At 69.5% G+C, this 13170-nt stretch carries 11 protein-coding genes; 8 read left to right on the top strand and 3 right to left on the bottom strand.

What is annotated here, in order from left to right:
• The first annotated feature begins 25 nt into the window (after window positions 1-25).
• The 8 genes from VHAB30_RS30325 (at window position 26) to ispC (ending at window position 8940) form a co-directional block, all read left to right on the top strand.
• On the top strand, window positions 26-949 hold the full coding sequence (locus VHAB30_RS30325) for an SAM-dependent methyltransferase (protein WP_159279644.1): 924 nt from the start codon (window positions 26-28) through the stop codon (window positions 947-949).
• A 124-nt stretch (window positions 950-1073) separates the two neighbouring features.
• Window positions 1074-1946, top strand: a complete 873-nt coding sequence (locus tag VHAB30_RS30320) for a polyprenyl synthetase family protein (RefSeq protein ID WP_159279698.1) — start codon at window positions 1074-1076, stop codon at window positions 1944-1946.
• Between the two features lie 51 nt (window positions 1947-1997).
• A complete protein-coding gene (locus VHAB30_RS30315) occupies window positions 1998-3098 on the top strand; it encodes a Rieske 2Fe-2S domain-containing protein (protein WP_083259397.1) in 1101 nt (366 codons plus the stop codon).
• Window positions 3099-3123: 25 nt separating this feature from the next.
• Window positions 3124-4077, top strand: coding sequence for a 4-hydroxy-3-methylbut-2-enyl diphosphate reductase (gene ispH, locus VHAB30_RS30310; protein ID WP_159279643.1), 954 nt, complete (start codon window positions 3124-3126; stop codon window positions 4075-4077).
• A 55-nt stretch (window positions 4078-4132) separates the two neighbouring features.
• Entirely contained in the window at window positions 4133-5281 is a 1149-nt protein-coding gene (locus tag VHAB30_RS30305) for a Rieske 2Fe-2S domain-containing protein (RefSeq protein ID WP_216360110.1), read from the top strand.
• Window positions 5282-5316: 35 nt separating this feature from the next.
• The gene (locus VHAB30_RS30300; protein WP_070063787.1) at window positions 5317-6306 is read left to right on the top strand and encodes a terpene synthase family protein; all 990 of its coding nucleotides are present in this window, start codon (window positions 5317-5319) and stop codon (window positions 6304-6306) included.
• Between the two features lie 77 nt (window positions 6307-6383).
• The gene (gene ispG / locus VHAB30_RS30295; protein ID WP_159279642.1) at window positions 6384-7682 is read left to right on the top strand and encodes a flavodoxin-dependent (E)-4-hydroxy-3-methylbut-2-enyl-diphosphate synthase; all 1299 of its coding nucleotides are present in this window, start codon (window positions 6384-6386) and stop codon (window positions 7680-7682) included.
• A gap of 10 nt (window positions 7683-7692) precedes the next feature.
• A complete protein-coding gene (gene ispC / locus VHAB30_RS30290; RefSeq protein ID WP_159279641.1) occupies window positions 7693-8940 on the top strand; it encodes a 1-deoxy-D-xylulose-5-phosphate reductoisomerase in 1248 nt (415 codons plus the stop codon).
• A 94-nt stretch (window positions 8941-9034) separates the two neighbouring features.
• On the opposite strand, the gene phnY is transcribed toward ispC, so the two are convergent.
• From phnY to VHAB30_RS30275, 3 genes are read right to left on the bottom strand one after another with little or no spacing between them, the layout of a single operon-like run.
• Window positions 9035-10492, bottom strand: a complete 1458-nt coding sequence (gene phnY, locus VHAB30_RS30285) for a phosphonoacetaldehyde dehydrogenase (RefSeq protein ID WP_159279640.1) — start codon at window positions 10490-10492, stop codon at window positions 9035-9037.
• 21 nt (window positions 10493-10513) lie between these two features.
• Entirely contained in the window at window positions 10514-11761 is a 1248-nt protein-coding gene (gene phnA, locus VHAB30_RS30280; protein WP_159279639.1) for a phosphonoacetate hydrolase, read from the bottom strand.
• A 44-nt stretch (window positions 11762-11805) separates the two neighbouring features.
• The gene (locus VHAB30_RS30275) at window positions 11806-13122 is read right to left on the bottom strand and encodes an MFS transporter (protein WP_095747023.1); all 1317 of its coding nucleotides are present in this window, start codon (window positions 13120-13122) and stop codon (window positions 11806-11808) included.
• Window positions 13123-13170 lie beyond the last annotated feature (48 nt).

Here is a 13170-nt window from a genome sequence, read left to right as displayed (position 1 = left end):
TCCCCCCACCAGGAGCGCCCACACCATGCAAGCATCCGCGCAAGCCGTCGGCATCGACGTCATCCACAGCCGCAGCCTCGACCACTACCAGGACAAGATCGAGCAGGTCTATGCCGACACGCCCGACCAGTGGCGCAAAGCGATCGGCAACGAGCTCTGGTACCAGTACGGCGTGTTCGACGACAAGATGGACCCGCACGACCTCCCGCTCGACGCCTCCGGCCGGCGCCACATGGAGCACCAGTTCGAGCTCGCCGAGCAGGCCGGCGCCGACCTCTCGCCGGCCACCGTGCGCCGCGCGATCGACATCGGCTGCGGCTGGGGCCCGGTGCTGAAGTTCATCGCGCAGCGCTACCCGCAGTGCGCGTGCATCGACGGCGTGAACGTGAGCCGCCCGCAGCTGGAGTGCGCGCGCGAGCTCATCGCGCACGAGGGCCTGGCCGACCGCGTGCGGCTGTACCAGTGCAACGCCAAGGACATCGGCGAGCTGCCCGACGCGCAGGTGCCCTACGACCTGGCCATCCTGCGCGGCAGCCTGATCCACTTCACGCCCGAGGTGCTGGAGCAGGCCATGGCTTCGCTGTCGGCGCGCATGCGCACGGGCGGCACGGTCATCATTTCGGAGAGCCTCTACAAGGTGGACCTGGCGACCTACAAGTCACACATCCCGGACAAGGTCGACCGCGCCGCGTCGGGCTACCGCAAGACGCCCGACGGCGTGAAGCAGGTGCTCGAGCGCCACGGCTTCGCGGTGCTCGACCAGCGCGTGCTGCCGTCGAACGCGGAGGTGATCCGCTGGTACGGGCTGGTCAAGGACAACCTGGACGCGCACCACCCGACCAGCAAGACCGCCACGTTCACCGAGCTGCGCGACATTGCGGTGAGCTTCTCGGACGCGCTGTTCAAGGACAAGGCCTCGTCGTTCAGCTTCATTGCGCGGCGGACCTGAGTCCCGCGCACCGACCCGACCCCACCCCGGGAAGACCTGAGTGAACCAAGAAGCTCCGTGGCAGGACGAGGCACGCGCGGTCCCGCGCACCGGCATCGAACCCGCCGGTGCCTTCGACGCGTGGATGCAGGGCACCACCCGCCGCATCGAAACTGCCCTCGGCCTGCACCTGCCGCCGCCCGACACCCGGCCCACGCGCCTGCACGAGGCATTGCGCTATGCCGCGCTCGGCGGCGGCAAGCGCATCCGCCCCTTGTTGTGCCAGGCGGCGGGCGCCCTCGCCGAAGCGCCGCCCGATGCGCTCGACGCCACGGGCGCCGCCATCGAGATGGTCCACGTCTACTCGCTCGTGCACGACGACCTGCCCGCGATGGACGACGACGACCTGCGCCGCGGCAAGCCCACCGTGCATGTGGCCTACGACGAAGCCACCGCGATCCTCGTGGGCGACGCGCTGCAGGCGCAGGCCTTCTTCACGCTGAGCGAACTGCCGCTGCCGGCCGAGCGTCGCATCGCGCTGGTGCGCGAGCTGGCGCAGGCCGCCGGCTCTCGCCACCTCGTGGGCGGCCAGGCCATCGACCTGCAAAGCGCGGGCCGGTCGCTGAGCCAGCCGGCGCTCGAACAGATGCACCGCATGAAGACCGGCGCGCTGATCCGCGCCGCCGTGCGCATGGGCGCGCTGTGCGGCCTGGCCGACGTGCCGGCCAACGCCGCGCTGTACCGCGCACTCGACGACTACAGCAGCGCCATCGGCCTGGCCTTCCAGGTGGTCGACGACATCCTCGACGCGACCGCCGACACGGCCACGCTGGGCAAGACCGCCGGCAAGGACGCCGACGACGACAAGCCGACCTGCGTGTCGATGCTCGGCCTGGCGGCCTCGCGCGCGCTGGCCGGCGAACTGCGCGAACGCGCCCACGCCGCGCTTGCACCGCTCGGGCCCGGGGCCCGGCGTCTCGGCCAGCTGGCCGACCTGGTCATCCAGCGCGCGCACTGAGCCGCCCGCGCACAGGTGCGTCCCCCCGCCTTCGAACAAGGAGCCTCGGCCATGACTGAACCCTCGACCCGCCTCATGACCGGCCCCCACGCCGGCGAGCACGCCCCGCGGCTCGTGAGTGCCCGCAAGCCGCTGCTGCACACGCGCAGCGCCTCGGGCGACACGCGCATGCCGCTGCCCTACACCAACGGATGGTTCGCCGTGTGCTTCAGCCACGAAGTCAGGCCGGGCGCATTGATCACCGTCCCGTTCATGGGACAGGACCTGGTCGTCTACCGCACGGCGTCGGGCCTGCTTCGCGTCATCGAGCCGTACTGCCCGCACCTGGGCGCCCACCTCGGGCACGGCGGCACGATCGACGGCGAGCACCTGACCTGCGCGTTCCACGGCCTGGTGTTCGGTCCCGATGGCGCGTGCGTGCGCGCCTGCCCGGGCCAGACCCCGCCGCGCACAGCGCTGACGAGCCGCTACGCCAAGGAAGCGAACGGCGTGGTCATGGTGTGGCGCCACAGCGAGGACATCCCGCCCGAATGGGACTTTCCGAGCCTCGACCTCGACGACCGCATCTACCCGCAGTACGGACAGCGGGAACTCGACGGCTACGGCGACGCCGTGGGAGAGAACAGCGTGGACATGATCCATTTCGGATCGCTTCACGGCCTCACCGAGGCCGCGATGACGCACGAGATGGAGCAGCACACGCTCACCGTCTCGATCAGCGCGCGCTGGAAGGGCAAGCGGCTGAACATGCGCCTGACCAACTTCGGCCTCGGGCACACCCGGGCGGAAAACGAGATGCCGGAGTTCGGCCTGCGGGTCACGACGCTGGTCTATGCCACGCCCATCGCACCGCTGCGCTGGACCTTCCGCTGGATCGACATCCCCAGCGTCGCGCGGTTCGACGGTTGGCCCTCGCCCGCCAGAAAGCTCGCCTACCGCGTGCTCAACCCCATGGCGCATCGCTGGCTGATCTCGTTCTCCAGCGAGGACATGCCGTTCTGGCGCACCCGCGCCTTCCTCAAGCGCCCCGCCCTCATGGCGGGCGACCGCTCCATCGCCGCCTTCCGCCGCTGGTCCGCGCAGTTCTATCCCGCCACCCCGCCCGGCGACGCGGACACCGAGCCGGTCCTGAGAGCGTCGGCGGAACGATGAACCACCCCCACCAGGAGCTCCCACCATGCGCGTCATCCTTGCCCAGCCCCGAGGCTTCTGCGCCGGCGTCGTGCGGGCCATCGACACGGTGGAGCACGCGCTGCGGCGCCACGGCACACCGGTGTACGTGCGCCACGAGATCGTCCACAACAAGCACGTCGTCGACGGCCTGAAGGCGCAGGGCGCGGTGTTCGTCGAAGAACTCGCCGAGGTGCCCACCGACGCGGTCGCGATCTTCAGCGCGCACGGCGTGAGCCGCGCGGTGGAAACAGAAGCCCGCGCGCGCGGCCTGCGCGCGATCGATGCCACCTGCCCGCTGGTCACCAAGGTGCACGAGCAGGGGCGCCGCTATGCCGCCAAGGGCTATGCGCTGATCCTCATCGGCCACGCCGGGCACCCCGAGGTGACCGGCACGCTGGGGCAGATTCCCGCGCCGGTCACGCTGGTGCAGACCGAGGCCGACGTGGACACACTGGTGCTCGATGCCGACACGCCGCTGGCCTACATCACGCAGACCACGCTGTCGGTGGACGACACGCGCGGCATCATCGACGCGCTGCAGCGGCGCTTTCCGCAGATCGTCGGGCCCGACACGCGCGACATCTGCTACGCCACGCAGAACCGGCAGACGGCCGTGCGCGAACTGAGCCAGCAGGTCGACGTGGTGCTGGTGGTCGGCGCGCAGAACAGCTCCAACTCGCAGCGCCTGCGCGAGATCGCGGCGCAGGCCGGCGTGCGCAGCTACCTCATCGCACAGGGCAGCGAGCTCAAGCCCGACTGGGTGCGCGACGCCGGCGCGGTGGGCGTCACCGCGGGCGCCTCGGCGCCCGAGACCATGGTGCAGGACGTGGTCGCCGCGCTGCGCCGGCTGGCCGAGGTGGAACTGCTGACGCTGCCCGGGCGCGAGGAGCACGTGGTGTTCCGGCTGCCGGCCGAACTCGCCGCGGAGGCCGCCGCCGCCGAGGTGGCCACGCCATGACGCCGGGTGCGCGCATCGCCGCGCCCGCGCACGCCCACCGTCAACGGAGAAGATGATGACGAGAACTGCAGCCCTCCCCCAGGCCACGGCCAGCGACGTCGCCCCGCCCGCATCCGGCGGCATGCCATCGAACAGGCGCAGCACCGTGGGTGAAACACGCGCACCGCTGCCCTACCCCGACGGCTGGTTCTCGGTCTGCTTCAGCCGGGACCTCCCACCGGGCACCGTGCGCACCGTGCCCTTCATGGGCCAGGACCTGGTGCTGTACCGGACGGCCGCGGGGCGCGCCTGCGCCATCGACCCCTACTGTCCGCACCTGGGGGCCCACCTCGGCGTGGGAGGCAAGGTGCAGGGCGAGGAACTGGTCTGCCCGTTCCATGGCCTGGCGTTCAGCCCCGAGGGCGGCTGCGTGCGCACCGGGCAGGGCACCACGCCTCCCGATGCATCGCTCACGCTGCGCTACACGAAGGAAGTCAACGGCGCGGTGATGGTGTGGGCGGACCACGAGAACCGGCCGCCGAACTGGGAGGTGCCCGAGCGCGACCTGAGCGCGTTCGCATCGCCGCCGCAGCACAGCAGCCACGAGATGCGCGGCTATCCCCAGGACACTGGCGAGAACAGCGTCGACCAGGTGCATTTCGGCTGGCTCCACGGACTGACGGACACCGCCGCGACCTACGAGGTGGGCGACTGCTGGATGGAAACGCTGCTGACCGCGCGCTGGCACGGGCAGCCGATGCGCATGCGCATGCGGCAGTTCGGCATGGGCCATGTGCAGGCGGAAAGCGAGATGTCCCGCATCGGTTTTCGCGTGATCACGATGCTGTACTCCACGCCCACCGCGCCCATGGAATGGACCATGAGCTGGATCGACACCTTTGAGCTCGCGCTCTTCGAACGCCTGCCCCGGCCGCTGCGACGGGCCGCCTATGCGCTGCTGGGTCCGGTGGCCAAGCGCTGGCTGGCCAGCTTTGCCCAGATCGACTTTCCGATCTGGAACGCCCGCGCCTTCCTCGGCCGTCCCAAGTTGCTCCGGGGCGACCGCGGGATTGCGGAGTTCCGGCGCTGGTCTGCCCGGTTCTATCCGCCGTCGTCCACCGACAAGCGCGTCTTTCCCATCCGCCCGGTGCCGCCGGTCTCGTCGGCGGCCTCGGGTGCGGGCGCAGCCGGTGCATCGGCAGAGCCCCTCGCGCCTGTTTCCTGACCCACGGCCCACCCCAAGACCACCGGAACCCCACCATGAACTACCCCGACCGCATCGTCTTTCCCGAAGTGAGCTTCCATATCCCGGAGATGTTCTGCAGCGTGCCCCCGAAGATCCACACCGACTACCCGGTGATCGACGAGCGCAATGCCGCCTGGGGCCGCGAGTTCCTGCCGTTTCCGGACGAAGCGACGCGGCTGAAATTCCTGCGCCTGCACCTTCCGATGTGGGATTGCCTGCTGTTTCCGATCGGCTCGGCCGACCGCATCTTCCTGACCTCGTGCGTGACGGGCCTCATCCTGGCCATCGACGACATGCCGCTGGGCCGGCACGCGGTGTGCGGCGACGGCGACGTCGCGCTGCTGGAAGGCCACCCGCTGGCACGCGCGGCCGCGGACATCTTCGGCCGGCTCAGGCAGTCCATGTCGCCGCAGGTCTACCGCCGCTATTGCCTGGAGTGGAAGGCCTGGTTCGACAGCGTGGAAGTGGAGGCCGGGCTGGTGGCCGAAGGCAAGGTGCTGCCGTACGACGAGTTTCTTGCGCTGCGCCATCCCAACACGGGGCTGCTGCCCTACTTCCCGGTCTCCGAGTTCATCTACGACCTGGACCTGACCGAGCTGCTGGCGCAGGACGCCGACCTGCAGCGCGCCATCCTGGCCACCAACGAGCACGTCGCGCTGGTCAACGACCTGCTCTCCCATCACAAGGAGCATGCCGTGGGCGTGACCCTCAACGCGATGGAAAGCCTGCGCATGGCGCACGGCCACAGCCCGCAGGAGGCCGCGGACATCCTCTGCCAGCGCATCCGCGAGGCCGACCGCACGCGCGTCGACGCCTGCGAGCTGCTGCGCCGCCGCTACGCCCATCGCCCCGACGCCGATCGCTTCGGCCTGTACCTGGACAGCTTCGGCCTGATGTGCGCCGGCAACCTGCGCTGGATCCTGGAGAACGACCGCTACGTGGACAGCCGCGGCAACGGCTGGGACTGGACGCGCTCGCGCCACGTCGTGCTCGACCGCCCGTAGCGCCAGGGTGCCGCCACGATGGACCAAGGAGCCTCGACCATGCTCGGATCATCAACGCGCGTCGGCAAGGCCACGCCATGAAACCGCCCGTCGCACGCCGCCGCTCGCGGCAGGTGCGCGTCGGCACCGTGCGCATCGGCGGCGACGCGCCCGTGGCCGTGCAGGCCATGACCAACACCGACACCGCCGACGCGGCCGCCACCGTGGCACAGGTCGCCGCGCTCGCGCGCGCGGGGGCCGAGCTGGTGCGCCTCACGGTCAACAACGAAGAGGCCGCCGCGCAGGTGGCGCCGATCCGCGACGCGCTCGCGCGCCAGCAGGTGCACGTGCCGCTGGTGGGCGACTTCCATTTCAACGGCCACCGCCTGCTCGCGCAGTACCCCGACTGCGCGCAGGCGCTGGCCAAGTACCGCATCAACCCCGGCAACGTCGGGCGGGGCGACAAGCGCGACGCGCAGTTCTGCCAGCTCATCGAGATCGCCTGCCGCCACGGCAAGCCGGTGCGCATCGGCGTGAACTGGGGCAGCCTCGACCCCGCGCTGCTGGCGCGCCTGATGGACGCGAATGCGCAGGCGGCGCAGCCGCAGCCGGCCGACGAGGTGATGCGCCAGGCGCTCATCGTCTCGGCGCTGGAGAACGCCGCGCGCGCCGAAGACGTCGGCCTGCCGCCCGATCGCATCGTGCTGTCGGCCAAGGTGAGCCAGGGGCAGGACCTGATCGCCGTGTACCGCGAGCTCGCCGCGCGCTGCGACTATCCGCTGCACCTGGGCCTGACCGAAGCGGGCATGGGCTCCAAGGGCATCGTGGCCTCGGCCACCGCGATGGGCGTGCTGCTGCAACAGGGCATCGGCGACACCATCCGCGTGTCGCTCACGCCCGAGCCGAACGGTGACCGCACGCGCGAGGTGCTGGTGGCGCAGCAGATCCTGCAGTCGATGGGCCTGCGCGCCTTCACGCCCAGCGTGACCGCCTGCCCCGGCTGCGGGCGCACCACGAGCACCTTCTTCCAGTCGCTGGCCAGCCAGATCGAAGGCTGGCTGCACGCGCAGGCGCCGGCCTGGCGCGTGCGCTTTCCGGGCGTGGAAGACATGCACGTGGCCGTGATGGGCTGCGTGGTCAACGGCCCCGGCGAGAGCCGCCTCGCGCACCTGGGCATCTCGCTGCCGGGCTCGGGCGAGCAGCCGGTGGCGCCGGTGTACATCGACGGCGAACGCGCGCTGACGCTCAAGGGCGAGCACATCGCCGACGACTTCACGCGACTGGTCGAGACCTACGTGGCCGCGCGCTACGGCGCCGATGCCGAAGCGCGCGAGCGGCTCGGTGCGTGGATGAAGCCGTCTTCGCGCGAGCGCGTCGTGCCGATCGCTGCCGTCTGAAGGCATCGCCATGGCCACGCAACGCCTCACGCTGCTCGGTGCCACCGGGTCGATCGGCGACAGCACGCTCGACCTCGTCGCGCGCCACCCCGACCGCTTCACGGTGCATGCGCTGACGGCGCACCGCAACCTCGACAAGCTGTTCACGCATTGCGTCGCCTTCCGCCCCGAGGTCGCGGTCGTCGGCGATGCGCAAGACGCCATGCAGTTGCAGAACCGTCTGCGCGCGGCCGGCCTGCGCACCGAGGTCATGCACGGCCCGCAGGCGCTGTGCGAGGTCGCGCAGTCGGCGGGCTGCGACACGGTGGTGGCGGCCATCGTCGGCGCGGCGGGGTTGCTGTCGTCATTGGCGGCGGCGCGCGCGGGCAAGAAGATCCTGCTGGCGAACAAGGAGGCGCTCGTGATGTCCGGCGCGCTGTTCATGCGCGCGGTGGCCGCGCACGGCGCCACACTGCTGCCGCTGGACAGCGAGCACAACGCGATCTTCCAGTGCCTGGCGGGCGCACCGGCCGGCGGCGCGGGCGTGCAGCGGCTGGTGCTGACCGCGTCGGGCGGGCCATTTCTGCATCGGCCGCTCGAGGCGCTGGACCGGGTGACGCCCGACGAGGCCTGCGCGCATCCCACCTGGCGCATGGGCCGCAAGATCTCGGTCGACTCCGCGACGATGATGAACAAGGGCCTCGAGACCATCGAGGCGCGCTGGCTGTTCGCGATGCCGCCCGAGCGCATCGAGGTGGTGATCCACCCGCAGAGCGTGATCCATTCGATGGTGGCCTATGCCGACCAGTCGGTGCTGGCGCAGCTGGGCCGCCCCGACATGCGCACGCCGATCGCGCACGCGCTGGCCTGGCCCGAGCGCATCGACTCGGGCGTGGCGCCGCTGGACTTCCTGCAGCTCGCCCACCTGAGCTTCGCCGCGCCCGAGCTGAAGCGCTTTCCCTGCCTGCGCCTGGCGCTGGAGGTGCTGCGCGAGGGGTGCGCGGCCAGCGTGACGCTCAATGCGGCGAACGAAGTGGCGGTCGATGCCTTCCTGAACGGGCGCCTGCGCTACACCGACATCGCGCACGTGGTGGAAGACTGCCTGCAGCACTCACCCTCGTCCGCGCACGAGAGCCTGGACGACATCCTCGCGGCCGATGCGCATGCGCGCGTGCTGGCGGGTCAGGCGATCCAGCGTGCGGCGTTGCGGTCTGCATCGCCTGCGGTCGCGCTGTCCGCGTCGGTCACCTTGGACGAAGGCACGGGCGCGCGGCTGTAGCGCGACAGCCATTTGGCCGCCACGGCCAACGCCATCGGCGGCGGGGTTTCACGCACGGCGCGCGACGCGCCATGCGCCTCGTGCGCCGCGCCGCTCACCATGGCAGCGAGTAGGTCTTGGTGTTGGTGAAGCTCTTCATGGCCTCGAGCACGCCTTCCTTGTAGCCCAGGCCCGAGTCCTTGATGCCGCCGAAGGGCGTGAGCTCCAGGCGGTAACCCGGCACCTCGCGCACATTGACGCTGCCCACGTTCAGCTCGCGGATGAAGCGCGTGATGTAGTCCAGGCGGTTGGTGCAGATCGAGGACGACAAGCCGTAGGCCGTGCCGTTGGAGATGCGGATCGCCTCGTCGATGTTCCTGAAGCGGATGACGGGCGACACGGGGCCGAAGGTCTCGTGCTTGGCGACGGTCATCTCGGGGTCGACGTGGTCGAGCACCGTCGGCGAGTACAGCGCGCCGCGGCGTTCGTTGCCGTACAGCAGCTTGGCACCGGCGGCGATGGCTTCGTTCACGACAGCCTCGAACTGCTTGGCAGCCGCCTCGTCGATCACGGTGCCCATGTCGGTGTCCGGGTCCATCGGGTCGCCGTACTTCAGCGCGCGGGTCTTCTCGAACAGCAGTTCGACGAAACGATCTGCGACCGACTCGTGCACCAGCATGCGCTTCACCGCCGTGCAGCGCTGGCCCGAGTTCTTGTAAGACCCGTTGGCGGCCAGCGTCGCCGCCTCCTCGATGTCCGCGTCTTCCATCACGATGATCGGGTCATTGCCGCCCAGCTCCAGAATCTGGCGCTTGTAGGTGGCCTTGCCCGCGATGTACTTGCCGATGGGCACGCCGCCGGTGAAGGTGACGAGGTCGACGTCGGCGTTGGTCAGCAGTTCGTCGGCGATCTCTTTCGGATCGCCCGTGAGCACCGACAGCATCTGCGGCGGCAGGCCGGCTTCGTACAGGATGTCGGCCAGCAGGAAGGCCGTGAGCGGTGTCTTCTCGCTGGGTTTCAACACGATGCGGTTGTTGGTCGCAATGGCCGGCGCCACCTTGTGGATCACCTGGTTCAGCGGATGGTTGAACGGCGTGATGGCGGTGATGGCGCCCAAGAGCGGCTCGCGCATCGTGTAGACCTTGCGACTCTTGCCGTGGTGCGTGAGGTCGCAGGAGAAGACCTGGCCGTCGTCCACCAGCGCCTGGTTGGCGGCGAACAGCAGCACGTCGGAGGCGCGGCCCACTTCGTACAGCGAGTCCTTGCGCGACAGGCCCGATTCGAGCGTGATGGTGCGCGACATCTCGTCCAGGCGAGAGGCGATGATCTCGCCGGCGCGCATGAGGATCTTGTAGCGCTCGTAGCGCGTGAGCGTGGGCTTGTAGTCGCGGGCGATGCGCAGGGCGTTGCGCACGTCGTCCAGCGTGGCCTTGGGCACGGTGGCGATCACCTCGCCGGTGTACGGGTAGGTGACCTCGATGGTGCGGTCGCGGTGGACTTTCTCGCCGGCGATGCGCAGGGCCTCGCGGTACACGGTGCCGGGCTTCAAAGCGGCGTGGTCAGACTTGCTCATGGAATGCTCCGTCAAATAAGTTCAGGCGACGGCCACCAGCGGGCCTTGGGCGTGGTTCAGTGCGAGGTCGAGTGCGTCGAAGTTGCGCAGCCGGCGCGTGCTCGCCACGCCCGCGACGGGGCGGTTGCAGATCAAGGGCACCTTCTGCTCCGACACACCCCCGTGCGAACGCAGCGGCACTTCGAGCGCCGTGAGGTCGTGGCGCGTGGCCGAGGTGCCGATGACGGTGCTCTGCTCGCTCACCACCACGATGTCGCCGATGCGGTCGGGTGGCAGCTCGAAGCGCTGCGCGGCCTCCTTGCGAGAGAGCACGAGTTGCATGCCGGGGATGCGCTGGATGCGGTCGATCCAGCCGGGCACCTCGTTCTCGTTCGGCACATACACGGTGGCGAACGAGCCGAGCGCGCCGTGGTGCACCACGTACGGATCGGTGATCGGCAGGATCACGCGCGCGCGGTCCGGGCCGTACCAGCCGTCGAGCACGTCCTGCAGGTAGATGACGTTCGGCGAACCGTCGGCACCATGCTTGTCGTTCATGCCGTGGTCGGCCGTGAGCACGATGGTGGCGCCCAATGCATCGAGCTGCGCGAGGTAGCCGTCCATCATCTTGTAGAAGGCATTCGCGGCGGGGCTTCCCGGCGCGGCCTTGTGCTGCACGTAGTCGGTGGTCGACAGGTACATCAGGTCGGGGCGGCGCGATTCCATGAGCTTCACGCCGGCGGCGAACACGAACTCCGACAGCTCCGCGCTGTACACCGAGGGCACCGGCATGCCGACCATGTCGAGCACGTTGTCGATGCCGTTCTCTTCCATCGTCACCTGGTCCGACTTCTCGGACGAGAAGCAGATGCCCTTCATCTTGTGCCCCAGCAGCTTGCGCAGCTTGTCTTTCGCCGTGACCACCGCGAGCTTGGCGCCGGCATCGGCAAACGCGGCCAGCACGGTGCCGGCGCGCAGGTACTTGGGGTCGTTCATCATCACTTCCTGGCCCAGCTCGCGGTCGAAGAAGTAGTTGCCGCAGATGCCGTGCACGGCCGGCGGCGCGCCGGTCACGATCGACAGGTTGTTGGGGTTGGTGAACGAGGGCACGACGCAATCGGCCAGCAGGTCGGCGCCGCCTTTGCGCATGGCCTCGAGGTACGGGGCCACGCCGGCGGCAATGGCCGCGTCGAGGTACGCGGGCTCGCAGCCGTCGACGCAGACGACGACCACCGGGCGGACCATCCAGCGGTAGCTGCGGCCGTTCACTTCGAGTCGATCGGATTTCATGAAGAGATGCTCCTTGGCAAGTTGGGTGTGTCGGTGCGCGGGCTTCAGCGGCGGATGAACAGCGCGATGAAGGCACTGATGAGGCAGCTGGCCGCGACGATGGGGAACACCACCGAGGTGCTGCCCGAGTGGTCCAGCATCCGGCCGATCAGCGGTTCGCCCAGGCCGGCCAGCAGGTACGAGAAGAAGTTCATGACACCGGTGGCGGTGCCGGCGCGCTTGGCGCCCACGAGGTCGGGGCACAGGGCCCAGAACGACGAGGCCGGGCCGTAGACGAAGAAGCCCGCCAGGAACAGCAGCCCCAGGCCGAGGATGCTGGTGGGCAGCAGGTACATGCCCATCGAGGCGATGGCGCCCAGCAGCATGTACAGCACGATGGCCTTGTAGCGCTTGGAGCCGAACACCTTGTCGGAGATCCAGCCGTTGGTGAGCGCGCCGAAGGCCATGCCCACGGGCAGCGCCACCGAGATCCAGGCCGGGTCGATCATGCCGTCGGCGGCCTTGGCCCAGTCCTTGCCCAGGAAGTGCACGGGCACCCAGACGATGAGGCCGTAGCGTGCGGCATTCTGGAAGCCGATGGCCAGCGCGGCGATCATCAGCTTGGGGTTGCTGAGCACGGCCTTGTAGCGCGACCAGGAGCTTTCCTGCGGCTCGCCGTCGGCCACGCCGGCCTTCTCGGCTTCCTGCGGGTTGTTGTTGGCCACGCCGGTGTCGGGCGACTTGAAGCCCAGGTCTTCCGGCCGCTCACGGGCGATCAGATAGAAGGCAATGCCGCCCACCAGCATCAGCAGCACGGGGAGCCGGAAGATCCAGCGCCAATCCAGGTGCAGCACGTTGACGACGATGATCGAGGTCACGAACGACAGCACCGAGGCGCAGCCGGCGGCGAACACATAGAAGCCGTAGACCTTGCCGCGCTCGCCCGCGCCCCACCAGTTCGACAGCAGCCGGCTGCCAGGCGCCCAGCCCAGGGCCTGGAAGTAGCCGTTGATGCCCCACGGAATGGCCAGGCTCTTGAAGCCGACCGCGAAGCTCACGACCCAGTTGGCGGCGCACGAGAGGATGGCGCCGGCGGTCATCACGCGGCGTCCGCCGAACTTGTCGCCCAGGTTGCCGTTGATGGCCTGCCCGACGGCATAGCACCACAGCAGCGAGGTCGAGGCCCAGCCGAGCATTTCCTTGGAGAGGCCGAACTCCTTCTGGATGCCGGGGATGGCGAAGCCGAAGGTCTGGCGCCCCGTGTAGAAGAAGAAGTAGCAGAACATGGCCGCCAGCAGCATCCGCCACTGCGCCTTGCGGAACGAATTGTCGAGGGGGCGGGCGTAGGTGCCCGCCTGCAGGATGGGATTGGCCGCTTGCATGGTATGTCTCCTTGTCTTGACGGGCGTGGGGCCCGTGGGGCCGGCTCG

Origin of the sequence: Variovorax boronicumulans, from assembly GCF_009811375.1 — a bacterium.
Lineage (GTDB): Bacteria > Pseudomonadota > Gammaproteobacteria > Burkholderiales > Burkholderiaceae_C > Variovorax > Variovorax boronicumulans.
This window is presented reverse-complemented; position numbering and strand designations above follow the sequence as displayed.

Coding starts and splice junctions, on each gene's coding strand:
- phnA (WP_159279639.1), bottom strand. CDS start 11,761: ATGAAATCCGATCGACTCGAAGTGAACGGCCGCAGCTACCGCTGGATG.
- VHAB30_RS30305 (WP_216360110.1), top strand. CDS start 4,133: ATGACGAGAACTGCAGCCCTCCCCCAGGCCACGGCCAGCGACGTCGCC.
- VHAB30_RS30275 (WP_095747023.1), bottom strand. CDS start 13,122: ATGCAAGCGGCCAATCCCATCCTGCAGGCGGGCACCTACGCCCGCCCC.
- VHAB30_RS30300 (WP_070063787.1), top strand. CDS start 5,317: ATGAACTACCCCGACCGCATCGTCTTTCCCGAAGTGAGCTTCCATATC.
- ispH (WP_159279643.1), top strand. CDS start 3,124: ATGCGCGTCATCCTTGCCCAGCCCCGAGGCTTCTGCGCCGGCGTCGTG.
- ispC (WP_159279641.1), top strand. CDS start 7,693: ATGGCCACGCAACGCCTCACGCTGCTCGGTGCCACCGGGTCGATCGGC.
- phnY (WP_159279640.1), bottom strand. CDS start 10,492: ATGAGCAAGTCTGACCACGCCGCTTTGAAGCCCGGCACCGTGTACCGC.
- ispG (WP_159279642.1), top strand. CDS start 6,384: ATGAAACCGCCCGTCGCACGCCGCCGCTCGCGGCAGGTGCGCGTCGGC.
- VHAB30_RS30320 (WP_159279698.1), top strand. CDS start 1,074: ATGCAGGGCACCACCCGCCGCATCGAAACTGCCCTCGGCCTGCACCTG.
- VHAB30_RS30325 (WP_159279644.1), top strand. CDS start 26: ATGCAAGCATCCGCGCAAGCCGTCGGCATCGACGTCATCCACAGCCGC.
- VHAB30_RS30315 (WP_083259397.1), top strand. CDS start 1,998: ATGACTGAACCCTCGACCCGCCTCATGACCGGCCCCCACGCCGGCGAG.